This is a genomic window from Bartonella sp. B30(2025) (assembly GCF_053793825.1).
In genome coordinates this window covers 1,254,447-1,280,238 of record NZ_CP200034.1, presented here as the reverse complement: position 1 = coordinate 1,280,238, position 25,792 = coordinate 1,254,447, and the positions used below count along the sequence as shown (strand labels likewise).

General features: G+C 38.7%; 22 protein-coding genes. 14 read left to right on the top strand and 8 right to left on the bottom strand.

Annotation, left to right across the window (positions count from 1 at the left end):
- Positions 1 to 249: 249 nt before the first annotated feature.
- Positions 250 to 4,959, bottom strand: a complete 4,710-nt coding sequence (locus V4P55_RS05445) for an NAD-glutamate dehydrogenase (protein ID WP_455474082.1) — start codon at positions 4,957 to 4,959, stop codon at positions 250 to 252.
- Between the two features lie 224 nt (positions 4,960 to 5,183).
- On the opposite strand from V4P55_RS05445, the gene V4P55_RS05440 reads away from it, so the two are divergent.
- The 4 genes from V4P55_RS05440 (at position 5,184) to rpsP (ending at position 8,390) form a co-directional block, all read left to right on the top strand.
- The gene (locus tag V4P55_RS05440; protein ID WP_455474081.1) at positions 5,184 to 5,843 is read left to right on the top strand and encodes a carbonic anhydrase; all 660 of its coding nucleotides are present in this window, start codon (positions 5,184 to 5,186) and stop codon (positions 5,841 to 5,843) included.
- Between the two features lie 237 nt (positions 5,844 to 6,080).
- Complete coding sequence (ffh, locus tag V4P55_RS05435) at positions 6,081 to 7,652, top strand: signal recognition particle protein (protein WP_455475056.1); 1,572 nt, start codon at positions 6,081 to 6,083, stop codon at positions 7,650 to 7,652.
- Positions 7,653 to 7,675: 23 nt separating this feature from the next.
- Positions 7,676 to 8,005: a chorismate mutase gene (locus V4P55_RS05430; RefSeq protein WP_455474080.1), complete on the top strand. Its 330-nt coding sequence runs from the start codon at positions 7,676 to 7,678 to the stop codon at positions 8,003 to 8,005.
- A gap of 16 nt (positions 8,006 to 8,021) precedes the next feature.
- A complete protein-coding gene (gene rpsP / locus V4P55_RS05425) occupies positions 8,022 to 8,390 on the top strand; it encodes a 30S ribosomal protein S16 (protein ID WP_455474079.1) in 369 nt (122 codons plus the stop codon).
- A gap of 160 nt (positions 8,391 to 8,550) precedes the next feature.
- On the opposite strand, the gene V4P55_RS05420 is transcribed toward rpsP, so the two are convergent.
- Positions 8,551 to 8,766, bottom strand: a complete 216-nt coding sequence (locus V4P55_RS05420; protein ID WP_455474078.1) for a DUF1674 domain-containing protein — start codon at positions 8,764 to 8,766, stop codon at positions 8,551 to 8,553.
- Between the two features lie 103 nt (positions 8,767 to 8,869).
- Here V4P55_RS05420 and htpX point away from each other — a divergent pair, with 103 nt between their 5' ends.
- The 4 genes from htpX to purH all read left to right on the top strand — a co-directional run bounded on the left by htpX (position 8,870) and on the right by purH (position 14,912).
- A complete protein-coding gene (gene htpX, locus V4P55_RS05415; protein WP_455474077.1) occupies positions 8,870 to 9,919 on the top strand; it encodes a zinc metalloprotease HtpX in 1,050 nt (349 codons plus the stop codon).
- 38 nt (positions 9,920 to 9,957) lie between these two features.
- Positions 9,958 to 11,340, top strand: coding sequence for an RsmB/NOP family class I SAM-dependent RNA methyltransferase (locus tag V4P55_RS05410; protein WP_455474076.1), 1,383 nt, complete (start codon positions 9,958 to 9,960; stop codon positions 11,338 to 11,340).
- Between the two features lie 64 nt (positions 11,341 to 11,404).
- The gene (locus V4P55_RS05405; RefSeq protein ID WP_455474075.1) at positions 11,405 to 13,120 is read left to right on the top strand and encodes a heparinase II/III family protein; all 1,716 of its coding nucleotides are present in this window, start codon (positions 11,405 to 11,407) and stop codon (positions 13,118 to 13,120) included.
- Positions 13,121 to 13,295: 175 nt separating this feature from the next.
- Positions 13,296 to 14,912, top strand: coding sequence for a bifunctional phosphoribosylaminoimidazolecarboxamide formyltransferase/IMP cyclohydrolase (purH, locus tag V4P55_RS05400; RefSeq protein WP_455474074.1), 1,617 nt, complete (start codon positions 13,296 to 13,298; stop codon positions 14,910 to 14,912).
- 591 nt (positions 14,913 to 15,503) lie between these two features.
- Here purH and V4P55_RS05395 read toward each other — a convergent pair.
- The gene (locus tag V4P55_RS05395; RefSeq protein ID WP_455474073.1) at positions 15,504 to 16,265 is read right to left on the bottom strand and encodes an SURF1 family protein; all 762 of its coding nucleotides are present in this window, start codon (positions 16,263 to 16,265) and stop codon (positions 15,504 to 15,506) included.
- A 257-nt stretch (positions 16,266 to 16,522) separates the two neighbouring features.
- On the opposite strand from V4P55_RS05395, the gene rpmB reads away from it, so the two are divergent.
- The gene (rpmB, locus tag V4P55_RS05390) at positions 16,523 to 16,816 is read left to right on the top strand and encodes a 50S ribosomal protein L28 (RefSeq protein ID WP_455474072.1); all 294 of its coding nucleotides are present in this window, start codon (positions 16,523 to 16,525) and stop codon (positions 16,814 to 16,816) included.
- Between the two features lie 108 nt (positions 16,817 to 16,924).
- Positions 16,925 to 17,590, top strand: a complete 666-nt coding sequence (locus V4P55_RS05385) for a VUT family protein (RefSeq protein WP_455474071.1) — start codon at positions 16,925 to 16,927, stop codon at positions 17,588 to 17,590.
- Positions 17,591 to 17,779: 189 nt separating this feature from the next.
- Here V4P55_RS05385 and cobT read toward each other — a convergent pair whose 3' ends face one another.
- The 3 genes from cobT to V4P55_RS05370 all read right to left on the bottom strand — a co-directional run bounded on the left by cobT (position 17,780) and on the right by V4P55_RS05370 (position 21,470).
- Positions 17,780 to 19,678, bottom strand: a complete 1,899-nt coding sequence (cobT, locus tag V4P55_RS05380; protein WP_455474070.1) for a cobaltochelatase subunit CobT — start codon at positions 19,676 to 19,678, stop codon at positions 17,780 to 17,782.
- An 11-nt stretch (positions 19,679 to 19,689) separates the two neighbouring features.
- Entirely contained in the window at positions 19,690 to 20,676 is a 987-nt protein-coding gene (gene cobS, locus V4P55_RS05375; RefSeq protein WP_455474069.1) for a cobaltochelatase subunit CobS, read from the bottom strand.
- Between the two features lie 173 nt (positions 20,677 to 20,849).
- Complete coding sequence (locus V4P55_RS05370) at positions 20,850 to 21,470, bottom strand: J domain-containing protein (protein ID WP_455474068.1); 621 nt, start codon at positions 21,468 to 21,470, stop codon at positions 20,850 to 20,852.
- Between the two features lie 125 nt (positions 21,471 to 21,595).
- Here V4P55_RS05370 and V4P55_RS05365 point away from each other — a divergent pair, with 125 nt between their 5' ends.
- Positions 21,596 to 21,874: a BolA family protein gene (locus V4P55_RS05365; RefSeq protein ID WP_455474067.1), complete on the top strand. Its 279-nt coding sequence runs from the start codon at positions 21,596 to 21,598 to the stop codon at positions 21,872 to 21,874.
- A 24-nt stretch (positions 21,875 to 21,898) separates the two neighbouring features.
- Here the strand turns inward: V4P55_RS05365 and V4P55_RS05360 are convergent, their stop codons facing one another.
- On the bottom strand, positions 21,899 to 22,867 hold the full coding sequence (locus V4P55_RS05360) for a tyrosine recombinase XerC (protein ID WP_455474066.1): 969 nt from the start codon (positions 22,865 to 22,867) through the stop codon (positions 21,899 to 21,901).
- 2 nt (positions 22,868 to 22,869) lie between these two features.
- Complete coding sequence (locus V4P55_RS05355) at positions 22,870 to 23,691, bottom strand: SapC family protein (RefSeq protein ID WP_455474065.1); 822 nt, start codon at positions 23,689 to 23,691, stop codon at positions 22,870 to 22,872.
- A 125-nt stretch (positions 23,692 to 23,816) separates the two neighbouring features.
- Between V4P55_RS05355 and rimM the strand changes: the two genes are divergently transcribed.
- From rimM to rplS, 3 genes are all read left to right on the top strand, one after another.
- Positions 23,817 to 24,371: a ribosome maturation factor RimM gene (rimM, locus tag V4P55_RS05350; RefSeq protein WP_455474064.1), complete on the top strand. Its 555-nt coding sequence runs from the start codon at positions 23,817 to 23,819 to the stop codon at positions 24,369 to 24,371.
- A gap of 52 nt (positions 24,372 to 24,423) precedes the next feature.
- Positions 24,424 to 25,122, top strand: a complete 699-nt coding sequence (gene trmD / locus V4P55_RS05345; protein WP_455474063.1) for a tRNA (guanosine(37)-N1)-methyltransferase TrmD — start codon at positions 24,424 to 24,426, stop codon at positions 25,120 to 25,122.
- Positions 25,123 to 25,332: 210 nt separating this feature from the next.
- Complete coding sequence (gene rplS, locus V4P55_RS05340) at positions 25,333 to 25,761, top strand: 50S ribosomal protein L19 (protein WP_455474062.1); 429 nt, start codon at positions 25,333 to 25,335, stop codon at positions 25,759 to 25,761.
- Positions 25,762 to 25,792: the final 31 nt, after the last annotated feature.

Sequence of the window (25,792 nt, the reverse complement as noted above, 5' to 3'; positions counted from 1 at the left end):
TGCAAAAAAATAACAGTAAAATTTAAACTTCTCTTCATCTTAACTAGCAAAGTTTTTTCTATGATATAGCCGTTTGTTTCTTAAATAAGCAATAGTTTTCAAGTTTTGTTTTTTGGCTCTCTACTTAAAAACGTAGACGACCAATTTTATTTTTCCTGACTAGATTACCCATGGGTGGGTAAAATTAGGAACATTTAAGTTTGGCCGTCTTGCCGTACTTTAAGTTTTTTAAAATAATCCTTTATGGATTTAAGCTTGAAAAGCGGTGTTTTTAAGCTGAGCAATCATGCCTGCTGCAAAGGTAAAGCGAGAAATGTTAAGATCATTTTCAATAAGAGCGCAAATTTTGTTCGTTACATTGTATATATGATCTTTTTCTACTTCACTCCAAGCTGCAAACGGATCGTTTTTGTCTCCATAACTTTTCAAGATTTTTGTGACAATTTGTCGCAAGTTCTCGGCAATATTTTCTTTAGCTTGGCTTAAAACCATATTATCGTAGTAATCAAGCATGGGTATTGTTTGACTTGCTTCATTAATGCGGTTTGCACGAATGATTTGGGTCAGTGAAAAGTAAATGTTTGCAATTTTAATAAGATCAGTCTTATTTTGTTGTGCGAGTAAAGAAATATCACAAATTATTGGAGCAGCTTCTAAGAGAGCCAATTTTTCTGCTAAATTTTTGGGTGCTCCTTCTTCATGGTATTGCATTACCTTTTCTTTGATTTTTTTATTAACATCCCTATCGTTGGAGCTCATTAGCTGTTCTTCAATAATAGAGCGAGCTTGCTTAATTGTTTTTACGAGTTCTTCTAGCGAAACAGAAAGATCCATATTGCGCAGACCCCAATAGGTTGTCTCAAAGAGCATTGAGGTTATAATGGCGTAAAATTTATTTTGAACAAGACCAGGTATTTTATTATCAAGATCATCAATCTGGTTGGATAATTGATCAATTTCAAATCCATCACGAAGAGCGATGAAAACGCGAAGAATATTTTCGACCTTTTGTTCTGTTGCATCTTGTAGACGACTAACAAAAGTAGATCCTCCACGATTCACGATATCATTGGCAATAAGGGTTGCAATAATATTGCGGCGTAATTGGTGATTAATGACTTCTTTCTCAAAATTTTGCTGAATTTGAGTTGGAAAATAATGCAATAAAGTCGTGTTAAAATAGCCATCATCAATGATAGGGCTGTGAACGATTTCTTCTTTCAGGGTTAATTTTGCATATGCCAAAATAACAGCGAGTTCTGGACGGACTAATCCTTGTCCTTTTGTTATTCTTTGGCGCAAAACCTGCTCATCAGGAAGAATTTCAACTCTACGATCTAAAAGTTTTTTCTGCTCCAGATCATGCATAAAGCGTATTTGATAAGGTGAATCAGCAATGCTTTGATTTTCAGCTAAGGAAAGAGTAAGTGTCTGCAAATAATTATTGCGCAAGACTAATTGTTCAACTTGTGATGTCATTTCTTTTAAAAGCGCATTACGTTCTTCACGCGTAAGTGTTTTTGCACGAAGCGCTTGTGCGAGAACAATTTTGATATTAACCTCAACATCAGAACAATTAACGCCTGCGGAGTTATCAATGGCATCGGTATTGCATCGTCCACCGTTTAAGAGATATTCAATTCGACCACGTTGTGTAACGCCGAGATTAGCGCCTTCACCGATCACTTTTGCGCGGACTTGCGTACCAGTAATGCGCAGGGCATCATTAGCACGATCGCCTACTTGAGTATTGGCTTCTGTTGTTGCACGTATATAAGTACCAATGCCTCCAAACCATAAAAGGTCAACAGGTGCTTTAAGAATAGCAGACATAATTTCAAAAGGCGTTCCCGTTTGTTTTTCAAAACCAATAGCCTGTGCCGCTTCAGGTGAGAGTGTGATGGTTTTTGCTGTGCGTGAAAAGACGCCACCACCTTTTGATAATTTCGCATGGTTGTAATCTTGCCAGCTCGAGCGAGGTAGTTGAAAGAGGCGCATACGTTCTGCATAACTTTCAGCTACATCTGGATTAGGGTCAATAAAGATATCGCGGTGATCAAAGGCAGCTATAAGCTTTGTTTGTTTGGAAAGTAACATACCATTTCCAAAAACATCACCAGACATATCACCAACCCCAACACAGGTAAAAGGGGTTGTTTGAATATCGCGATCAAATGATTCTCGGAAGTGTCTTTTAACTGCTTCCCATGCGCCTTTTGCTGTAATCCCCATGGCTTTGTGGTCATAGCCTGCGGATCCTCCAGAAGCAAAAGCGTCATCAAGCCAAAAATGATTTGCTTGGCTAATAGCGTTTGCAGTGTCAGAAAAGGTTGCGGTGCCTTTGTCGGCAGCGACAACAAAATAGGGGTCATCACCATCGTAACGGATGATATTAGAAGGTGCGCTTACTTTCTCATTTACTACATTATCGGTAATGGACAGTAAGGCTGTGATAAAGTCGATATAAGCTTGTCGTGCGGCTTCCACCACAACGGCTCTATCATTGGTTTGGGGGAGACGATGAGGATAAAATCCACCTTTGGCACCAACAGGAACAATAACAGCATTTTTAACTTGTTGTGCTTTGACAAGATTGAGCACTTCAGTACGATAATCCAATGCACGATCAGACCAACGAATTCCTCCACGGGCAATAGGACCAAAACGTAAATGAACCCCTTCAACTTCTGGTCCATAAACGAAAATTTCTCGATAAGGGCGTGGTTCAGGCAAACCTTCAATTTGTCGTGGATCTAACTTTGTTGCTAAAATGCGTCGTGGGCTGCCATCTTGAAGGGGGGTAAAAGCATTCGTTCGTAAAGTTGCACTGATGAGGTTGAGATAACGGCGTAAGATAAGATCATCATCTAAACCGAGCACCTTTTGTAATTTTTCTTCAATACGTTGTTGAATGATTTGTTGGTTTTCTTCTCTTTCTTTTTCTGTATAACTTTGGTGAAATTTGAAGTGAAACAAAGCATAAAGATCTTGTGTAATATCAGGATAAGCATTTAAAGTTTGAGCAACGCGCTCCTGTGAATAAGGAATTCCCGCTTGTTGGAGGTAACGTCCATAATGGCGTAAAATAACAATTTCATGCCAATCAAGCTGCGCTGTTTGTGTTAAAGCATTAAAGGCATCATTATCAGCATTCTGGTCCCAAACGGCTTCAAATGTCTCTGCATGTTTTTGACCGGTTTTATCAAGATCAATGCAGAGTTGGAAAGCACTTTCCAGTTGCATATCATGAAGATATACAGAGCCTGCGTTCCCGTCTGGTAATTCAAGTGTTTGCTCAGCAATAACCCGAAATCCCATATTTTCAAGAAGCGGTACACGTTCGGAAAGAGCAAGAGTTTCACAGCGATGAAAGAGTTTGAGAAAAACAGTGTGCTTTTCTTTGTTATGTGCATGATAAAAAGTAACAAAAAGCGATTTTTTATCATTAAGATTTAAAATATGTCCTGCATCTTCAATTGCATTTTTAGCTGAAAATAAGTCACGATAGCTATTGGGAAATTGGCTGGCTAAACGCTCTTGTTGATCTGTTGTTGTGCAGGTTAGAGCTGCGGCTTTAACGCTGTCCTCCCAGTTTTGAGCTATAGAACGCACATTTTGTTCAAGTGTAGTACGTTCGATGACAGGAACGCTTTCGCTGCTTTTGCGGCGTATGATATAATAAACGCGTATTAGAGTACTTTCTAAAAATAATGGGTAGGATTCAAAAAAATCACCTTTGTAAAGTTCAACAAAATACTCACCAATTTTTTCACGAATATTGCTGCTGTATTGATCACGGGGAATATAAACAAGTATAGAAACAAAGCGCCCAAAAGAGTCCGTATGAGCAAGCACCCGTAAGCGTGGGCGTTCATCTAGCTGCAGGATAAGTTTGACATTTTCTGTTAATGTATCAACATCAGAGCGAAACATCTCATCTCTTGGATAAGTTTCTAAAACACTAATGAGTGCTTTTCCGGAATAGTCAGCACTGTCATATCCAAGACGTTGAATAATGATGTTGGCTTTTTCTTTCAAGAAAGGAATTTTCAAAATAGAGCGTGTATAAGCTGAGGAAGTAAATAATCCTACAATACGTAATTCCCCACAAAGGAGTCCTTTTGTGTCAAAGATTTTAAGACCAATATAATCGAGCCAAACAGTACGGTGAATTTTTGAGCGACTGTTAGCTTTTGTCACAATAAATAGATTATCACTTTCCATAAAGGATAAAACTTCTTGAGGAGGCTCTTGTACACGTGCATCACCAATAATACGAATAGAAGCATCGGTGAGAATACCAAGCTCAACATCACTAGCGATAAAGGCTTTTGTAGGTTCCTGGTCTTTTATAAAGTCATAACTACGCATGCCAAGAAAGATAAAATTATTGTCCATCAACCAATTAAGAAATTCAATAGCTTTTTCGCCTTTTTGTTTATAGTTTAATGGAAGATTTGTTTGATAGCCATGAATATGCTTTTTTACTTGTTCAAGCATAGGCTTCCAGTCTTGTACAGCAGCATTTACTTGTTCAAAGACTAAAGTTAATTCCTCTTTAAGTTTTTGCACCTGCTGTTCATTTAATGATTCAATGTGAATTTGTACTAAACTGATACGTTGTCCAGAAGAACAATCTAGTATGGGATGTGCAATCAAATAAATGTGATTTTTATGCTGGTTAAACACATTTAAAACAGAATCCAGAAGGAAAGGCTTATTGTCGTTGACGAGTGTGACAACGGTTATAGGCTTGTTATTGCGGGTTAAATTTTGTTCAAAGCAGATAGTACTTTTGCCTGCCTGATGTAGATTAAAAGCTGAGATAGCGGCAGTTGCTGCTTTTTGCAGTTCTTGATTTTCATAACAGGCAATATCCTCTTTATCTGTATGAGCAAAAAGAACTTGTTCTATTTTGTCCTGATTATTTTTTATCTCTGATGCCTCTGATTCTAACACTATAGTCTTCCCCTTTTTTTTGAGCACTCTCTCTATTTTTTATAATAAGACGCTTTTATCTCGTTTTTTTATGTATCATAAATTATTTGTTTCATTCTATAGTAATAATTTGACATTCTTAAAAAATAATATTGTGTCTATATAAAGAACATTCTTAGCATTTTAATAGTGCTGTATTGTACTAAAAATGTACAAAATGAAAAAATATGGGGAAATCAATATAGATGACATATCTACCAGAAAGACTTTTAAGTGGGTATAAATCTTTTATAGAAAGCCATTTTTTATACAAAAAAGAACATTATTTCCAATTAGCGGTTGAGGGACAAAAACCTGAGATCTTAATTATTGCTTGTTGTGATTCACGTGCAGTACCAGAAATGATTTTTGATGCAAGACCAGGCGAAATTTTTGTGGTACGCAATGTGGCAAATTTGGTGCCGCCGTATTCTCCTGATGATAAATATCATGCAACATCAGCTGCTATTGAATATGCGGTGCAATATCTTAAGGTTAAGCATATTGTTGTTTTGGGTCATGCCTGCTGTGGAGGGATTAGCACTGCTCTCAAAGGAGGGTATGAATCTTTACAGTCAGATGATTTCATTGGCAAATGGATAAGCATTTTGGCTCCTGTAGCAAAAGCAGTTATTGATAATAAATTGCTGACTAAGGAAGAAAAACAAATGGAATTAGAACGACTTTCTGTCTATCACTCGCTAAAAAATCTAGAAACATTTACATGGGTAAGAGCACGCAAAGAACAAGGTGTTTTGACTTTGCATGGAGCTTGGTTTGATATTTCAAATGGCCAATTGTGGGCTATGGAACAAGAAACAGATAATTTTGTGCGTATTAAGAATGAAAATGTTCATCAGCTATAAAGGTGCGTTTGCTGCTTTTGCGTTTTATATAAAGGGCACTATATGATAAACCTTGACAAATTGAGGGTTTTGTAGTTTGAAGAGGCGAGAGCTTTCAGTGACAAAATGAACTTGGAGCCACCGACTGAGACCCCATTTAAATAGGGTATAAAGAGATCTCAGAGGTCAACATCCGACGACGCGGTGCGTTCTCGGATGCCGTTTTGGTTTATTTGTTGTACAGCAATGAGGTAAATGATGTTTGAATCTTTGCAAGAACGACTTAGTTCCATCCTGTCTAATTTAACAGGGCGTGGTGCATTGTCTGACCAGGATGTCGCAACGGCATTGCGTGAAATTCGTCGTGCTTTACTAGAGTCTGATGTTGCTCTTGAGGTTGTTCGTTCTTTTACCGATCGCGTTCGTGAAAAGGCTGTTGGGTCTGCAATTGTTAAATCAATTAAACCTGGACAGATGGTTGTTAAAATTGTCCACGATGAATTGGTTAATATTCTTGGAAATGAAAGCGTTATAAGTGATTTAAATGCTCCAGCACCTGTCGTTATCATGATGGTTGGTTTACAAGGTTCTGGGAAAACAACCACAACCGCAAAGCTTGCAAAGCGTTTTACAAATAAACAGGGTAAAAAGGTTTTAATGGCGTCATTAGATACGCGTCGTCCTGCAGCGCAAGAACAATTGCGCCAGTTGGGAGAACAGGAAAAACTTGCAACTTTGCCGATTGTTGAAAATCAATCTCCTGTTGATATTACAACACGTGCAATACAAGCAGCTAAACTGGGTGGTTATGATGTGCTCATTCTTGATACGGCTGGTCGTAATCATATTGATGAAGCTTTAATGCTCGAATTGACCGAAATTAAAGCGTCTTCTCTTCCTCATGAAATTATGTTGGTTGCTGATAGTCTTACGGGGCAAGATGCTGTTCACCTCGCACGTTCTTTTGATGAACGGGTAGGGATTACAGGAATTATTTTAACACGTATGGATAGTGATGGCCGCGGTGGTGCTGCTCTTTCAATGCGTGCTGTTACGGGGAAGCCAATTAAAGCAATTGGAACCGGTGAAAAAATAGATGCTTTAGAAGAGTTTCATCCAAGTCGTGTTGCAGATCGTATTTTAGGAATGGGTGATATCGTTTCTTTAGTGGAAAAAGCTTCTGAAGCGATGGATTATGAAAAAGCTGCAGCTTTTGCAAAAAAGATGCAGGCTGGAAAATTTGATTTAAATGATCTTGCAGAGCAATTGCAGAAAATGAAAAAGCTTGGAGGTATGGGTAGCTTGATGGGAATGCTACCAGGTTTGGGAAAGATAAAAGATCAAATTGCTTCTGCAGGTCTTGATGATCGTTTGTTTAATCGTCAGTTGGCAATCATTTCGTCAATGACACCTGTAGAGCGTGCAAATCCAGAAATTTTAAAACATAGCCGTAAACAACGTATTGCAAAGGGATCCGGTACAAGTGCTGCTGATATTAATAAGCTTTTAAAAATGCATCGCCAAATGGCTGATATGGTAAAAGCTATGGGCGGTAAGGGTAAAAGCGGTTTGATGGGAAAAATGTTTGGAGGGATTGGTTCCAAAATAGGGCTTGGAGGTATGGGCGATTTTGGAAAAAATCCTGGTGCTATGCCTGATTTATCAGGGTTTGATTCAAAGAAATTATCAGAATTACAAAAGCAATTTGAAAGCGGTAATAGAGGCAGTACATTACCTGGTTTACCAGGGCGCGGACCTATATTTCCTGGAATTTCTAAAAGTACGACTGATAGTAGGGGAATATTTCCTCAGCATTCCAAGAAAAAATAGGCTTCAAAGAGGGAAAAAGTGTCATGCAGGAAGAAATATTGAATAAATTGGCGCATTTACGTTCATCCATTGATAATTTTGATGCAGCTTTAATTCATATTTTGGCAGAGCGTTTTCGGTGTACCAAAGCTATTGGACATTTAAAAGCATGTCATGATTTGCCTATGGTAGATCACCTGCGTGAGCAACGTCAGGTCACGCGTTTGCGTCAACTCGCTATGGAAAGTCATCTTGATCCCGATTTTACCGAAAGATTTTTAAAATTTATTATTAAAGAAGTTGTTCATCATCATGGGATTATTGCTGATGAGCAAAAAAGAGAACAAGTAAATTTAAACGAAAGCCAGAGCTGACAATAGGAGATAAAATATGGCATTGAAAATTCGTTTGTCCCGTGGAGGCTCAAAAAAGCGTCCTTACTATCACATCGTTGTTGCTGATGCACGTAGTCCGCGCGATGGGCGGTTTCTTGAGCGTGTTGGTGCATGGGATCCAATGTTGCCTAAAGATGGACCGCGCGTAAAGCTTAACGAAGAGCGTATAAAACATTGGCTTGGGCAGGGTGCGCAGCCAACAGATCGCGTTTTGCGGTTTTTAGATGCTGCTGGTTTAAAACAGCGTCCAGCTCGCAATAACCCACATAAAGGTGAGCCTGGAAAAAAAGCACAAGAACGTATAGCTGCTGCAAAACAAGCTGCTGAAGAGGCAGCTGCCGCCGTCGCAGAAAAAGAGGCATAATATTTTCTAGCATAATAAATGATGCTTTTAAAAACTTGATATATAAGACAGCTGTGGTGATCTGGAGCTGTCTACTTTTGTCTTATCTGTAAAAACAGATTCTCTTTAAAGAGTGTTGATTCTTGAAATTCACATCACACTTTTTTAGAAGCCAATAGCTTTAAAAATCAATGGCGCGACCTTTAATTTCCCAGTCTCCATAGCGTGAAGGGTCTTTACCACCGCGCCCGCCGTTTTCAAAAGGTTTGTCTTCATTTATTTCTTTTGTACGTCTTTCTTCAGCTTCAAGAAGTGCACGTTGTGCTTGTGGAGAAAGGGATTGCAGTTTATGAGTTATTGCATTTTGTTTGTTTATTTTTTCACCTTTTTTGTCCATTTTATATCTCTAATTTTATTGAAGAAGAAGAAAGAAAATCCCATCATATAAGAACAATTATAAAATATAAAATAATTATATTTTATTATGGAGTTTTTGAACAATGAATATAATGCGTACCGCAATGCTTTTAGCTTTTATGACCGCTCTTTTTATAGCGGTTGGTTATCTTGTTGGAGGTAGCAACGGTATGGTTGTTGCATTTTTAATAGCAGCAGCATTAAACTTTTTTTCTTATTGGAACGCGGATAAAATTGTTTTACACATGTATGGAGCGCGGGAGGTTAATGAACATTCTTCACCAATTTATTATAAAATTGTTAGCGATTTAGCGCAAAAAGCATCTCTGCCTCGACCGCGAATTTATATTATTGATAGTACACAGCCAAATGCTTTTGCGACAGGACGCAATCCTCACAATGCAGCTGTTGCTGCAAGTACTGGGTTGCTAAAGCAATTGAGTGTAGAGGAAATTTCTGGGGTTATGGCACATGAGTTGGCGCATATTGAACATCGTGATACATTAACAATGACGTTAACCGCAACGATTGCAGGTGCGATTTCTATGTTGGGTAATTTTGCTCTGTTTATGGGGGGGCAGCGTAATGCTTCTGGACAGTCTCATGGTTCTGGAGTGCTTGGGGGTGTTATTGCATTGTTTGTGGCGCCTTTTGCGGCGATGCTCGTGCAAATGGCTATTAGCCGCACACGTGAGTATGCTGCTGATCGGCGGGGTGCTGAAATATGCGGTAATCCTTTATGGTTGGCTTCGGCGCTGGGTAAAATTGCAGGGGGCCGACATAAGGTTTATAATGAAGAGGCTGAACATAATCCAGCAACAGCACACATGTTTATTATCAATCCTTTAAGTGGTGAAGGTGCTGATAGTCTTTTTTCTACGCATCCAGCAACCGCGAATCGTATTGCAGCTCTTTATCGGCAAGCAGAAGAAATGAAGGGGTTTATGACCAAGAGCTTAGGGTGGAATGAGGAAAGCTTTGTTTATCAAAAAGATAGGAACTTAAGTGATAGGGATTTAAACCACAGTGCTAAAGCCAATATCCAAATTGATCAGGAAAACAATACCTTGAGGCGTGTCACAAAACGTCCTTCTTGGCTTCAGTATGAAGGCTCAAAAAAATCGAAATCATAAAATTCTTATTTAAAGGATAAAAACATAAAGGTATTATTTTGAAACATAAAAAAGCGGGGCATGCATCTGAAATAAATGTTCCAGGATTAAGTGTAAGACAAGTATGTGTCCGTCTTTTAGGGGCAGTGCTTGATAAGCGCACGCCTCTTTCTGGTTTAACAGATAATGAACATGGACATCCACAATATTTGAAGCTGTCGCACCAAGATCGTTTGCTATGTCGGGCTATTTTGGGAGCTGCTTTGCGTCATCGAGGACAGATTACAGCGGCTTTATCGCGTTTTTTGGTGCGTCCTTTACCCCAAAAGGCCTTTTCATTACAGCATCTTTTACATATCGGTGTAGCACAAATTCTTTATCTTGATATTCCTGATCATGCTGCAATCGATTTGGCTGTGCGTGTGGCTAAAATTGATCCTCGTATGCGCCGTTTTGCAGGGGTCGTAAATGCTCTTTTGCGTAATGTCGCACGTGAGGCTGTATTTTTACGTCAACAAGCCCCTACCATTAATGGGGTTCCATCGTGGTTTGGAAAAATTTTAATTTCAGCTTATGGAGCAGAAAAAGCTGACAAAATTTTAGCAATTCAAACTCTTGAGCCGCCCCTCGATTTAACAGTGAAATCTGACAGCATCGGATGGGCAGAACGGCTTGGGGGTGTTGTTTTGCCTAATGGTTCAGTTCGACTGATTCGTTTAGATTGTCCCGTCTCTGATTTACCAAGTTATGCAGAGGGCGCTTGGTGGATTCAAGATTTTGCAGCAGCTTTGCCTGCTCGTTTGCTTGGAAATATTCATGGAAAACGCGTTGCTGATCTTTGTGCTAGCCCTGGAGGAAAGACGGCACAATTGGCTTTGCAAGGAGCTGATGTGACAGCTGTTGAGATGTCTGCTAATCGGATAAGACGTTTGAAAGAAAATATGGAACGGCTTCATTTTTCAGTGCGCTATTTTGAAGGTGATATGAGAAATTTTCGTCCAGATCAACTTTTTGATGCCATTCTTCTTGATGCTCCTTGTTCTTCTACAGGAACGATACGTCGTCATCCAGATGTTTTATGGACAAAATCGATGGATGATATCGCTAAATTAGCAGCACTACAATATGATTTGCTTTTGGCGGCAATCGCTTTGCTGAAAAAAGGTGGATGTATTGTTTTTTCCAATTGTTCATTGGCAAAAGAAGAAGGTGAAGATCTTATTGAGAAAGTTTTATCGACATGCGATGACGTTGTGTTAGATCCTATTTGTCCAGAAGAAATGGGAGCTATGGCACATTTACTTTCAGCTCAAGGAACTTTGCGCACAACACCTGCTGATTTCTGTCACGAAAATTTTACCAATCAAAACTGTACGGCTGAAAAAAAAGTATTTTTGGGAATGGATGGTTTTTTTGCAGCTCGCCTCCGGAAAGTCGTTTAATTAACGGTTTGTTTATTAAAATGACCGAAATTGTGTTTGATTAAGCACATACGGAGACAAAATTGTGACAATTGCGGTAAAAAATATTCAAATAAGAATGTTCGATTTTGTGAATATGACGCATCAACTTATGCGGCGTTTATGGGTAGGGCCACTCTTTCGTTGGAGGTTTTCGGGGTTTCGTCCTCATAAAATTTTAGCACATCCTGTTGATTTGTATTTTGCTGATCCAGGAGTGGCACACGAATTTTACTATGGTCGTTTTGTTTTTGCTGGTCGTATTGTTAATGCTGGTGCTTCTTCGCCTTTTTCGTTAACGCCGCCAACGCCAGAATGGGAAGCAGCACTTCATAATTTTCATTGGTTACGGCATATGACAGCAGCAGATAGTAATTTAGCTGCAGCGCATGCACGTGCTCTCCTGGAAGATTGGCTTGACCATGGTGGAAAGAAGGTGAAAGGGATTCCTTGGAATGAAACTATTGTGGCACAGCGTTTGATTGCGTGGATTTGTCACTCTAAAATGCTATTGAATGGAGCAAGTAAACGGTTTGAAAAGCGTTTTTTGCGTGCACTTGGTTTCCAGTTTCGCTATTTGCGTACAACCATTTATAGTATGGAAAATAACCATAAACGTTTACAGGCAGCAGTAGCTTTGACATTTGCTTCTCTTGCTTTACCTGTTGCTGTAGCAATAAAGAAAAAGGTGCAAACTTATCTCGTAAAGGAGCTTTCGCGCCAAATTTTGCTTGATGGTGGACATATTTCGCGCAGTCCTGCACTCTTGCTTACTTTATTACCCAATTTAATATCTTTGCGTCATCTTTTTGCGTATAGTAATGAAACGGCACCGCGTATTTTAATTGATTCTGTTGAACGGATGTTGCCAGCTCTGCGGTTTTTTATTCATGAAGATCAAACATTGGCGCGTTTTAATGGGGTTGGGCCTATTGCTCCTGAGTGTTTATCAATGATTTTAAAGCATGATGGAACAGCAGGCAGTCCTTTTAGCTATGCACGTTATTCAGGATTTCAACGTTTACAAGCAAATCAAACCACAGTGCTTGCTGATACAGGAAAATTTCCACCATCTTTTACAGCAGAACATGCTTGTTCTGGCTGTTTGTCTTTTGAAATGTCATCACAAGGAAGCCGTTTTATTATTAATACTGGTGTCAATTCTTATGGAAGCCAAGAGTCTCAACATTTTGGCCGTGTTACTGCAGCACATTCAACAGCAACGGTTAATGATTGTTCGGTGGGTTTTTTTAGTAAAAAGAAGAAAAACAGTGCTCCATTTTTACTTGGAGGACCGATGGATGTGAGAGTACAACGTATAGAGGATTCAAAGAAAACAGGTTTTGTCGCTAGCCATGATGGTTATATGCGGCGTTTTAATCTTGTTCATAAGCGCGGTCTTGTTTTAGCGAAAAATGGCGCAATAATTGAAGGTTTTGACCATTTTTTTACGCCTTACAAAAAGAAAGCAAGTAAGTATAGCAAAGAGCAAAATGTACAAAATCAAAATAATGTTGCAGTTCGATTTCATCTTCATCCAGAAGTGAAGGTAAATTATGACGGAAATTCTGTGCGTTTAGCTGTAGGTAATGATGGTGATGGTGAGCAGGTATGGTACTTTATGTCACCTGATGCTGATATTTGCCTTGAAGATTCAATTGATTTTGCTGGATTAACAGGTCCGCAACGCACCCAACAGATTGTTTTGTATTTTCGTCCTGCCTTCCAAGAGAAGGTTCGTTGGCGTTTTATCCGCCGTTAATTGAGAAAATGATGTGCGACTTTGTTATACAGACAAAAACGGTATCGCTCTTTGTGCGTTAAAACAAGGAATTTATCCTTTTGATGTTTTTTAATAAAAGTTTACGCTAAAAGCTAATGAGTGTATAAACGCGTTTTGTTGTTATTTTTATATGTTATTTCGGGATTCTTAATTTATGGGTATTGTTGCAAAAAATTTTCCCATACCTGACTTGCATCAGGTTCGTCGTGCTCTTCTTTCTGTATCTGATAAAACAGGTCTCGTTGCTTTTGCACAAGTGCTTCGCACTTATGGTGTTGAATTAATTTCTACAGGAGGAACAGCAAAAGTTTTAATGGACGCTGGTTTACCTGTAAAAGATGTCTCTGAAATTACTGGTTTCCCAGAAATAATGGATGGACGTGTCAAAACACTCCATCCTTTAATTCATGGTGCTTTATTAGGAGTAAGACAAGATCCAAGCCATGCGGTTGTTATGGAAAAGCATGGTATTTATGGAATCGATCTTTTGGTTGTTAATCTTTATCCTTTTGAAGAAACTTCCAAATCTGAAGCTGATGAGCAAACAATTATTGAAAATATTGATATCGGCGGACCGGCAATGATTCGCGCTGCAGCAAAGAATCATGCTTATACTGGTGTTGTAACAGCAGTGAACGATTATGATTTAGTTTTGAATGAATTAAAGCAGAATGGTGGACGTTTAAGCCTTGCTATGCGACGTCAATTAGCGATGCGTGCTTATGAGCATACTGCTGCTTATGATGCAGCAATAGCAGCATGGTTTGCGCAGGATTTAAAAGTTAATACACCTTCCTGGAAGAGTTTTTCTGGTCATCTTAAAAATATCATGCGCTATGGAGAAAATCCTCATCAACAGGCCGCATTTTACCGCAATAATGATAAACGCTTTGGCGTTGCAACAGCACAGCTTTTGCAAGGTAAGGCTCTTTCTTATAACAATATAAATGATACAGATGCGGCATTTGAACTTGTGGCAGAATTTGATCCTCAAAAAACTGCTGCTGTTGCGATTATTAAACATGGTAATCCTTGTGGTGTTGCAGAAGGGCGGAATGTAAAGGAGGCTTATTTGAAAGCTCTTATGTGTGATAATGTTTCCGCATTCGGTGGAATTATTGCTTTAAATCAGCCACTTGATGAAGAATGTGCGAAAGAAATTGTCAAAGTTTTCACAGAGGTAATTATTGCGCCTGATGCAACAATGGCTGCACGAGAAATTATTGCACAGAAAAAAAATCTCCGTTTGTTGATTACAGGAGGTGTTCCTAATCCACGTGATGCAGGAATGGTTGCGAAAACACTTGCAGGGGGAATCTTAGTGCAGTCGCGCGATAATGTGGTTGTTGATGATCTTGAGTTGCAGGTGGTGACAAAGCGAGCGCCAAATAAAGAGGAAATGCGTGATCTGCAATTTGCTTTTCGTGTGGTCAAACATGTGAAATCAAACGCTATTGTTTATGCCAAAGATAGTGCAACAGTTGGGATTGGGGCTGGACAGATGAGTCGTGTTGATTCAGCAAAAATTGCTGCACGTAAAGCAGAGGAAAGTGCACAAAGAGCAGGCTTAAAGCAATCTCTTGCTAAAGGCGGTGTGGTTGCATCGGATGCATTCTTTCCTTTTGCAGATGGTTTATTAGCAGCTGTGGAAGCTGGTGCAACGGCGGTTATTCAACCAGGAGGATCAGTGCGTGATGAAGAAGTTATTGCTGCAGCTGATGCCCATGGTTTGGCTATGGTGTTCACAGGCGTAAGACATTTTCGCCATTAATAATAACAGTTTTATTTTAAGCAAACCGCACACTTCTTTCATGTTGCAGAGGTTATAGTACCTGCTTGTTATAAAATTGTAGCGCTAACAGTTTTGCAATTTTCTCTATGATTGATAGAAAGTTTGTCTGAGGTTTGGTTAAAGAGGGACGATATTTTATTTTTTCTGTGGTTGGCGTTGGGATATCATGCTCGGCGGTTAATGACTCTTGTTATCTTTGAAGATATGCACGCAATTTTTGATATTAATGAATAATTTTAATATTAAGTAATAGGCGACTGATAGGAACTCGATTTATTGTACTCTTTACATCAATTTTATTGATTATTGATGGACACCTAAATGGTGTGTTTATGATCGATAAACATCTGATACACGCGCGTGGTGTTTTGTTATGGGACAGAAAATTTGTAATAGAAAAAGATGTTTGTCTTTTTTTAGATTGTTGCTTTCGGACAAAAAAGTTCAAATACGCAATGTTTTGGACATAACCCGTTTAGATAATGCTTTCTCGCGAAGAGTGTATTTTTTGAAATAAAAAACAACCAAAATTTTATTACAAAGCTTGAGGTATTTGTTGTCCATTTTTATTCAGTTTTTTGTTGCGGCAAAAAAGTAGGCACCTAAGATTCCAGCAGCTAAAATAAACCACGTGATAGCATAGATAAGATGATTGTTTATAAAGTGTACAGCGGTAAGACCAGCAATAGGAAGGTCTTCCTGCGGAACTGTTTTTTTTCCAGCATCAATAAAATAAGGTGCAACGATGGACAGACCAAGTTTTTGTGCCATAGCAGGAATATTGCGTGTATACCATAAATTCTGATCAGGATTATTCTTGCGTGGAAAAACCCCATTTTTTTCACTCATACGCAGCAGACCTATTACCGTGGTTTGTTCTGCATCTGCGGCAGAATCTCGGTCTAATGTGTTATGTACGTGCGACTGTTTTTGGTATTGAAACTTATGGTACGCATCCATAGGGATAAAACCGCGATTCACGAAAACCAATGTGTTATCATCCGTTTGTAAGGGGGTTAAAACCCAGTAACCACTAGTATTTTGAGCGACAGCAGTGACAAAAATATTTTTATCTTTCAGAAGTTTTCCTGTAATAATCACGGGTCTATACTCGTCTTTTTCAAAAGTAACATTCCTCCATTGATTTTGAGGTGGTGCTTTTATGGGAGGCAAATGAATACGCTCATTAGCACTGGTAATAAGGTTTGTTTTCCAACTTAATCGTCGGACTTGCCATACACCAAGTGCACTGAAGATAAGAAAAAAACATAAACATAAAATACTAAACAAAATAAAAGAGAAGCTGATGTATTTTTTATGAGGCTTGGTCATAGGGGCATCTCTTATTTTGTTTATGTTAACAGCTTCTTTTAGCATGGTAAGAGTTTAAAAAAAATATTTTGTACATCTTTCGTACAAAAAGATTAAGAGAATTAATTGGCGAAGTACATAAAAGGCTTGACCTTTTATCGTCAAAAGCCTATTAGAAAATAATTCTCAGTAGTTTCTGTTCAGGGTAATGTTTTGTGTTTATCCTGTTTTGTTGAGATTAGGGTTTGTAAATTTCTCAGAGTTTAAAGGTGAAGTCTATGTCTCGTGCATGCGAATTGACAGGAAAAACAGTTCAGTATGGCAATAACGTTAGCCACGCGAATAATAAGACTCGTCGTCGTTTTTTACCAAATCTTTGCAATGTGACGTTGATTTCAGAAGTGTTACAGCAAAGTTATCGTTTGCGCGTTGCGGCAAGTGCTTTGCGTTCTGTTGAGCACCGCGGTGGTCTTGATAGTTTTTTGATGAAAGCTGATGATAAGGAATTATCGCAACGAGCACGTTTGTTAAAACGGCAAATCGTTAAGAAAAAAGCTGAGCAAGTTGCGTAACTACTTTTATTTATCCGCAAGGGAAAATTGTTTGTTCTCATGTTAAGGAACATGAGTTTTTTGCTGTTTGATTGCTGTATTTAACTGATTCTATTGCAAGGTGAAAAGATGTCTTCAGCACGTGGTCTTTCATTAGCGCAGCAAAAAAAGAGATATATTGTTTTTTTTAGCTTTGCGATGTGTTTTGCTGTGACCATTTCTAATATTTTGGTCCAGTATCCTGTCTATTGGTTTGATTTAAATGACCTTCTAACCTATGGTGCTTTTACATACCCAATAGCTTTTCTTGTAAATGATTTGACTAACCGTTTTTATGGTCCAGCTGCTGCACGGCGTGTGGTTTATGCTGGTTTTTTTGCTGGTTTTTTTGTTTCTTGGGTATTGGCGACACCGCGGCTTGCAATTGCTTCTAGCTCTGCATTTTTATTTGGACAGCTTCTCGATATTGTTGTTTTTTCCCCTTTGCGACGTAAAACATGGTGGAAAGCGCCTTTAGCAGCAGCGCTGGTTGGTTCGGCTTTGGATACAATTTTGTTTTTTGCTCTTGCCTTTTCTAGCTTTTTTGCTTCTATCGATCAAATAACAGGGCATGCTGATAGTTCTATTTTGGAGAATGCTATTTTCTTTGGTTTTGAAATTCCGGTTTGGCTTTCGTTTGCTTTTGGTGATTTTTTAATAAAAATTGTTATGAGCTTTCTCATGCTGATCCCCTATGGAACAATTCTTAGCAATTTTAAGCTTCCTCTTTACCAGAGCGGCTCAAAAGACTATTAACCTTTAGTTTTTTTATAAAAAACAATATTTATTCTTGTCTTCTTAAGAAGAGAGCGAGCTTTACATTTATATTTAAGTGAGAGCCGCATTTGAAAAATATGTTTTCCGTAGATACTTCCTCAGATACATATTAAAAAAATATTTAAACTTATCTACAAAGCTATGAGCTTAGACTTAAGAGATTTGTTTTTAAAATCTTCTGTGAAGATAACGTTTTTTATCGCTAAAAAGCTCTGCCAATTGTTCTGTTATAGCGTCAGCTAATTCTTCAGCATTCATAATTGTGACAGCATGTTGATAATAACGTGTGACATCATGACCAATTCCAATGGCAATGAGTTCAATAGGTGAGCATGTTTGGATTTTTTGAATCACAGCGCGCAAATGTTTTTCAAGATAACCGCTGGAATTAACTGACAATGTTGAATCGTCAACAGGTGCTCCGTCAGAAATTACCATGAGAATTCGACGTTGTTCACGCCGTGATAAAAGGCGCTGATGAGCCCAAATAAGTGCCTCACCATCGATATTTTCTTTCAATAAGCCTTCTTGCATCATAAGCCCTAAATTGCGTCGTGCGCGACGCCATGGCGTATCAGCGCTTTTATAAATGATATGGCATAGATCATTAAGACGTCCAGGATTATTGGGTTTGTTTTGGTTAAGCCATTTTTCACGTGATTTTCCACCTTTCCAAGTTTTGGTGGTAAAGCCTAAAATTTCAACTTTTACGCCGCAACGTTCTAGAGTTTGTGTCAAAATATCCGCACAACTTGCTGCAACAGTAATTGGCCGTCCTCGCATTGATCCAGAATTATCAATGAGCAACGAAACAACAGTATCTCGAAATTGGGTATTGCTTTCTCTTTTGAAGGAAAGTGGTTGCATTGGGTCAATAATAAGGCGCGGAAGTTTTGCTGTATCGAGATATCCTTCCTCTAGATCAAAATTCCAACTGCGATTTTGTTGTGCCATAAGACGGCGCTGTAAGCGGTTTGCTAAGCGTCCAACAATGCTTTGAAGATGATTGATTTGCTTATCGAGATAATGACGCAAGCGATCTAATTCGCTTTCAGAGCAGAAATCGGTTGCTTCCAAGATTTCATCAAATTGACGGGTAAAAATTTTATAATTCGTAAGTTCTTCCATTTCTTCCGAAATAGCGAAAATACGTTTAGATTTACTCAGTTTATCTTGCTTAAAGCTCTCTTGCTCTTCATCAATTTTATCGTTGTCACTTGACCGTGTTGCTTGCGTTTTTCCGTCATCTTGTACATCACTTTCTTGTTCAGTGCTTGTTTGTTCTTTACTTTTGGCGTGTTTTTCGTTTTCGCTTTCTTGTTCTAATTGGTTTGGAGGTTCACACCCATTTTGTAATTTTTTATTGTTGTTGCTATCAGAGGTTTCTTCTAATTGAACTGTCATTTTTAGTGCAACAAGCATTTGCCGAACAATTTGTGCAAAAGCATATTGGTTATAAATATGATGTGTAAGCTCGTTTAGTTCTGCTGCGGCTTTTTGCTCGATTGAATGACGCCATAATTCCAAAACAGATCCAGCTTCTTTTGGAGGGATTCGTTCTGTTATTTTTTCACGTAATAAAAGTGCAATTGCTTCTTGAATAGGAGCTTCACTCTGGGTGCTTATCCTTTGATAATGCGCCCTTTCATATTTATCTGCGAGCATAATATCAAGATTTTTTGCAACCCCTTTCATGGATAAAGTTCCAATTGCTTCAATACGTGTTTGCTCTAATGCGTCAAAGATAGCACGTGCTTCTGGTTCTAGAGGGGCAAATTGGGTGTGGATTCGACTATTATGCCATGCTTTTCGTAAAGCCATGGAATCGCCTAATCCACGGGTAACGGCGATATCTTTATCATTTGCTTGTTGTGTAAGTTCTGGCAAACGTGCGCAATTTTCGCTCAGTGATGGTCTGTAATTACCAAAAGCAACTTCAAGACGATGTGTGCCAGCGATTGCACGGATACAAGTAGAAATGGCTTTTTTAAAAGTGTCAACATCAAGGGGACTGTGAGGCAGGCTGTCTGTTAGATTTTGGCTATTGTCTCCAGCTTCTGCGACCATGTGGTATATCCTTAAGGCAAAACACTGTTAATGAGTGATTCGGGAAGCTCTTGTCCAAAAGCACGCTGATAAAACTCTGCAACAGTAGCGCGTTCAAGTTCATCACACTTATTGAGGAAGGTTAATCGAAAAGCAAATCCAATATCTTGAAAAATTGTGGTATTTTCTGCCCAAGTAATAACAGTTCGAGGGCTCATGACTGTTGAAAGGTCTCCGTTGATAAAAGATTGACGTACCATTTTAGCAACATGCACCATTTGTGAAATTGTCTTTTTTCCTTCAGCAGTTTGAAAAGATTTGACTTTAGAACAAACAATATCAACCTCTTTATCGTGAGGTAAATAATTTAATATTGTGACAATGGACCAACGATCCATTTGAGCTTGGTTGATTTGTTGCGTGCCATGATAAAGCCCTGTTGTATCACCAAGACCAATGGTATTTGTGGTAGCAAAAAGACGAAATGCTGGATGAGGGGCTATGACACGACTTTGATCGAGTAAACTTAATCGTCCAGAGGCTTCGAGCACGCGTTGGATAACAAACATAACATCAGGGCGTCCCGCATCATATTCATCAAAAACAAGTGCAATATTGTTTTGGTAAGCCCATGGTAAAATACCTTCTTTAAATTCAGTAATTTGTAAACCATCTTTTATGACAATGGCGTCTTTTCCTACCAAATCAATACGACTGACATGGCTATCTAGGTTGATTCGGATACAAGGCCAGTTAAGACGTGCTGCCACTTGTTCAATATGTGTTGATTTTCCTGTACCGTGATAGCCTGAAACCATGACGCGACGGTTAAATGTAAATCCTGCCAAAATTGCCAAAGTCGTTTGTTGATCAAAAAGATAATCAGGATCTAGGTCAGGAACATGAGAACTTTTTGTACTAAAAGCAGGGACTTGCATATCTGTATCAATATTAAACAGATCGCGAGCACAAAGCGTGATATCAGGTAAATTTTCAATTGTAAGTTTTGTTTTTGTCATTATTTTCTGGAAAATACGCTATTCATTTTTTGTTAGAAAACGATACAAGAGTTAAAACACTTATGCAATGCTCTAGAAAAAAAGTCTATAATAGGAAAGAGATACTTTTTTATGCTGTTTTTGAAAAGCAATAACAGTATGAAATGAAGTGCGTTCGCATTGGTATGCACTTTTTAACAGAGACCAGATTTTTTTAACAAATTATAAGCATTTAAGACATCACGAAAGCGTTCTTCTGAAGAACGGTTTCCACCGTTAGTATCAGGGTGATGTTTTTTAACCAATTCTTTATATTTCATTTTAATATCTTCAGCTGAAGCATTTGCTTTGAGTCCCAATGTATCAAAAGCTTTAGCTTCTAAGGGTTTTAATCTTCGTGAAGAATTATTAACCGAATGGCGTTGAGTAAAGAGAGTAAAGGGATCACGCATGCGGTTTTGATAGGCAGCAGTCCCAGAGCGAATTTTTGCATAACTGGCAGCAGTTTTTTTCGACATGCTATTTTTCATATCTGTTGGCCATGTAGGACGATGACCTGTAAGATCTTCTTTTCGAAATTTAGCTATATCTTTATCACTTAGATTAGAGAAGTAATCAAAATTTTTATTATATGCACGTACATGATCGAGGCAAAAATGCAAATATTGCCCTTCGTAATTGCGCCCTGCTGGTGCTTTATGGATCCCGGCTTTTTCACAGCCTTCCCATTGGCACTGTTGCGCTTGCGATTCAGTTTTTCCTTTTTTATTAGAGCTGATTCTGATTGAATCGAATAATTTAGATGTTATTACCATATCTTTTGTGTATGAAAAATCGATTGATTTGACAAGAATTGACTTTTAAAAATTTATTTGATGATAGATAAAGACTCATTAATACTGCGTGAAAAAACACAAAAATATTTTGTGGAGAAACAAAAATGTCTACTGCAGTTCAAACAATAATTACAGAAAAGCTCCAAGATGCTTTTTATCCTAAGAAGCTTGAAGTGATTAATGAGAGCCACCTTCATGCAGGACATCCTCATGAGGAGCACGCCTTTGATGGCAAAGGGGAGACACATTTTCGGATAAAAATTTTATCTTCTGCTTTTTTAGGCATGACACGCGTGGAGATACATAGAGCGATTTATAAAGTTTTGCAGAAGGAGTTAGCAACATGTGTTCATGCTCTGGCGCTTGAGGCTGATTCCATTTAATATAGTGCTTTGTTTGAAATTTTTTTAAGCCCGTGGGTGCGCTTTTTGGTAGATTTCCAACAAACGCTCGGTATCGATATGCGTGTAAATTTGTGTTGTAGATAAGCTGGCATGGCCGAGAAGTTCTTGAATGATGCGCAAATCTCCTCCACGTGATAAAAGATGAGTTGCGAAAGAGTGGCGCAGTGCGTGGGGTGTTGCGGTTTCTGGTAAACCAAGATGTGCGCGTAAATTTTGAACGGTTCGTTGAATAATCGCCGGCTGCAAGACACCACCGCGAGCACCACGAAACATTGGTTGGTTGTCCGCTAAAGGATAGGGACAACATTTAAGATAATTTTGAACTGCTTCGTAGACGATTTTTATGAGAGGAACAAGGCGCCTTTTTCCTCCTTTTCCAATGATTGATAAACTTGTTTTTTCAGGATCGGAAAATTGCTCTGGTGTGAGTGATAGAGCTTCTGATATTCGCATTCCACAACCATAAAGGAGCATGAAAACAGCAGTGTTGCGGGCGTTAATCCAAGCTTCGTCTTCCAGTTGATTTTCTTGTTTAACGATATGAAGTGCTGATTTTATAGCCAAAGGTTTTGGCAATGATTTTGGTTGTTTTGGGGTTCGGACAAGTTTAGAAGCAGGGACATTAACAATTCCTTCGCGGGACAAATAGCGAAAAAAAGAACGCAAACTCGCCATTTCGCGGCTTAAAGAGCGGGCGCTTATATTATGCGTGCGGCGATATGCTAAATAAGCGCGGAAATCAATTACGCGCAAATTGTTAAAATCATGAAATGTTGGCACATGTCCGAGATGTTGACAAAGAAAAAACAAAAACTGTCGTGTATCGCGCTCATAGGCTTCTACTGTTTGTGCAGACATACGGCGTATTTGTATAAGACTATCAAGCCAATTTTTTCTTGCGTCTAAAACAGTATGATCTGCTAAAATCTGAGAGATATTTTTATTTTTTCTACTGTCACTTTTTATGGACATCTTTAATTAAGAGTTTCTTGCTTTTTAGATTCTTCATTATCGGAGTTATCACCCTTTTGGAGGGATTTCTCTTCATGATTAATGGTTTGTTTCTCTCCTTTGAGAGAAAGTATTTTTAAAAGATTGTTCATTGACATAAGATGTGCAAAAATTTGTCCTAAAAAGCCACTTTTATGAAGTTTGGCAAGCTGACTAGCAGATAATTTATTGAGTTTTTCTTCATCAACAATCCAGAAATCTTCTAATTGTGCTGAAAGACCTCTATCATTTTTTACATTAATTGACTTTTGACTTAGAAGATTCATTTCTACAAGAGTATCAATAAATTCGGATGTTTTTTCCATGGCGAGTTTAAAGCTTTCAAGAAAGCGAATACGCTCTTCCATAAAAGGCGAAATAGATCCATCTGAATTAAAAAGTTCTGTTCCTGCAACTTCATTAAACATGCCTGATTGTTGATCAAAGCAAACAGAAAGCTCTGTTTCATTAGGAACTTGTGCAAGAACGAAAGGATAACGACGCACAAAGGCTGGGACATAGGTATTTTTTTTCCAGTTTTTGTTGGAGATGATATAATCATTCTCGTCATTAGAAAGTCCCACAAGAGCGGCAGATGTGTAGTGTCGTTTTTTTTGATCATCTTCTGCAGACATAAATAAAATCGGATAATCTAAAGCCGCTTGAAAATATTCACTGCTTGCTAAAGGAATCCAATGGGTATCCTTGGCAAAGGACATATCATTTGGAGGAGAAAATTTTAAATTTTTATGTATAACTTTGTTGATTGGGGTTATATCTTTATAGAATAGCATAATATTTGCCATAAGACTTCTCCTTATTATTAATTTATTTTTGTCACCAAGAAAAGTCTTTTTGGAAGATTTCGATATGGTAACAGAATAGTAGGTTACGAGATTTAAAGTTTAACTTTTAAAATACGATATTTTGCATGGAAGATAATCAAAAAAAACTTAAAAATAAAGTCTATCTTGCTATTATTAATTCAGCACATGGCATAAAAGGGAACGTTTTGGTTAAAGTATTAAGTGCTGAACCTCAACGTTTAAGAGATTATGGTACTCTTTATGATGATACAGGACGTTCTTATGAAATTGTAACACTTCGTATACAAAAAAATAAAACCAATACTGCAATTGTAGGTTTCAAAGGGATTGAAGAGCGCAATGTTGCCGAATCTCTAAAAGGGATTCGCCTTTATGTTATGCGTGATCAATTAAGCAATGATTTGGATGAGGACGAGTTTTACCAAATAGATTTAATAGGGCTTCGTGTTCAAGATTGCACAGGTAAAATTTTAGGTGAGGTAAGCAGTTTTTTTAATTTCGGAGCCGGTGATTTGCTTGAAGTACGCTTAGAAGAGCGCAAAACTGTGCTCATTCCATTTAGTAAGGCGGCGGTTCCAAAAATTTGTATTGCTTCTGGTTTCCTTGTTGTTGATCTCGTGGCTGCTGGTTTAAATGATAGCCAAGGAGATGAAGGGTAAGGGGTGGCTTGAAGAAAAATATGGGTACCAAAAAAGATGAGAGAATGCAAAAATGGGTTTTCAAGCGCGTGTAGTAACGCTTTATCCTGAAATGTTTCCTGGATTTTTGGGTTATTCTTTAGCCGGAAAAGCTTTAGAGCAGGGAATATGGTCGCTGGAGACCGTGCAGATTAGGGATTTTGCCCTTGATAAACATCGCAGTGTTGATGATACACCAGCCGGCGGTGGTGCGGGTATGGTGATGCGAGCGGATGTATTAGCCGCTGCACTTGATAGTTTTCCCAATGATTCGCCAAAATTATTAATGAGCCCGCGTGGGCGCCCTTTTAATCAAGCTTATGCGCGCTCTTTGGCGCTTAATTCTGGCGTAACCTTGGTTTGTGGACGTTTTGAAGGTGTCGATGAGCGGATTATTACAGCACGAAAATTAGAAGAAGTATCAATTGGTGATTATATTCTTTCAGGTGGGGAAGCTGCAGCATTGGTGGTTTTAGATGCAATCGTACGTCTCTTACCCGGCGTTATGGGCAACGAAACTTCTGGAAAGTGTGAAAGTTTTGAAAATGGACTCCTTGAGTATCCTCAATATACGCGCCCTTCTGTTTTTGAAGGATGTGGTATTCCGTCAGTGTTAATGTCAGGGCATCACAAAGCTATCGCGGATTGGCGTCAACAGCAAGCTGAGTTGTTAACACGTCAACGTCGTCCTGATCTTTATGCTCTTTTTGATAAAAATCGTCGGAAAACTTGATTCATTGTGCAAGATGGTGTATTGCACGACCACTTTCGAGAGAGTTTTTCCGTAAAGGACTTATGTGAATCCAAAATTAAAATTGAGGGATGGTGTATTCGCTCCTGTGTAAAGCATAGCCTAAAGAGCTTCTTTTTTCTCGTGTGAGAAGGCTTTTTCGGTAAGAGTTGAGCGCTCTGACTGTTCGAAAAGAACATGAAGGATAAGAACATGAATATTATCGCACAGCTTGAAGCTGAACAATGTGCAAAAATTGAAGCAAAACGCCAGTTACCAGCGTTTCAAGCAGGGGATACTGTGCGTGTCTTGGTGCGTGTGACAGAAGGTACGAGGACACGTGTTCAGGCTTATGAAGGTGTTTGTATCGCACGTTCAGGAGGCGGCTTAAATGAAACTTTTACAGTACGCAAAATTTCTTATGGTGAAGGCGTTGAGCGTGTATTTCCTGTTTATTCTCCTTTGATCGAAGGTGTTGAGCTCGTGCGCAGAGGTAAGGTTCGTCGTGCAAAGCTTTACTATCTTCGTGCCTTAAGAGGAAAAGCTGCGCGTATTGCTGAAAAGAGAGATTATCGAAAAAAAGACGCAAAAGCGAGTGAAGGTGTAGAAGCAGGAGCTATTGAAAAGCAAACTGCTCAGTAGTGGATATGTCAAAAGTTGATGAAGGGAGCGG

Coding starts and splice junctions, on each gene's coding strand:
- rpmB (WP_455474072.1), top strand. CDS start 16,523: ATGTCTCGTGCATGCGAATTGACAGGAAAAACAGTTCAGTATGGCAAT.
- rplS (WP_455474062.1), top strand. CDS start 25,333: ATGAATATTATCGCACAGCTTGAAGCTGAACAATGTGCAAAAATTGAA.
- V4P55_RS05365 (WP_455474067.1), top strand. CDS start 21,596: ATGTCTACTGCAGTTCAAACAATAATTACAGAAAAGCTCCAAGATGCT.
- V4P55_RS05360 (WP_455474066.1), bottom strand. CDS start 22,867: ATGTCCATAAAAAGTGACAGTAGAAAAAATAAAAATATCTCTCAGATT.
- trmD (WP_455474063.1), top strand. CDS start 24,424: ATGGGTTTTCAAGCGCGTGTAGTAACGCTTTATCCTGAAATGTTTCCT.
- V4P55_RS05370 (WP_455474068.1), bottom strand. CDS start 21,470: ATGGTAATAACATCTAAATTATTCGATTCAATCAGAATCAGCTCTAAT.
- V4P55_RS05395 (WP_455474073.1), bottom strand. CDS start 16,265: ATGACCAAGCCTCATAAAAAATACATCAGCTTCTCTTTTATTTTGTTT.
- purH (WP_455474074.1), top strand. CDS start 13,296: ATGGGTATTGTTGCAAAAAATTTTCCCATACCTGACTTGCATCAGGTT.
- htpX (WP_455474077.1), top strand. CDS start 8,870: ATGAATATAATGCGTACCGCAATGCTTTTAGCTTTTATGACCGCTCTT.
- V4P55_RS05440 (WP_455474081.1), top strand. CDS start 5,184: ATGACATATCTACCAGAAAGACTTTTAAGTGGGTATAAATCTTTTATA.
- V4P55_RS05420 (WP_455474078.1), bottom strand. CDS start 8,766: ATGGACAAAAAAGGTGAAAAAATAAACAAACAAAATGCAATAACTCAT.
- rimM (WP_455474064.1), top strand. CDS start 23,817: ATGGAAGATAATCAAAAAAAACTTAAAAATAAAGTCTATCTTGCTATT.
- V4P55_RS05385 (WP_455474071.1), top strand. CDS start 16,925: ATGTCTTCAGCACGTGGTCTTTCATTAGCGCAGCAAAAAAAGAGATAT.
- rpsP (WP_455474079.1), top strand. CDS start 8,022: ATGGCATTGAAAATTCGTTTGTCCCGTGGAGGCTCAAAAAAGCGTCCT.
- cobS (WP_455474069.1), bottom strand. CDS start 20,676: ATGACAAAAACAAAACTTACAATTGAAAATTTACCTGATATCACGCTT.
- ffh (WP_455475056.1), top strand. CDS start 6,081: ATGTTTGAATCTTTGCAAGAACGACTTAGTTCCATCCTGTCTAATTTA.
- cobT (WP_455474070.1), bottom strand. CDS start 19,678: ATGGTCGCAGAAGCTGGAGACAATAGCCAAAATCTAACAGACAGCCTG.
- V4P55_RS05355 (WP_455474065.1), bottom strand. CDS start 23,691: ATGGCAAATATTATGCTATTCTATAAAGATATAACCCCAATCAACAAA.
- V4P55_RS05430 (WP_455474080.1), top strand. CDS start 7,676: ATGCAGGAAGAAATATTGAATAAATTGGCGCATTTACGTTCATCCATT.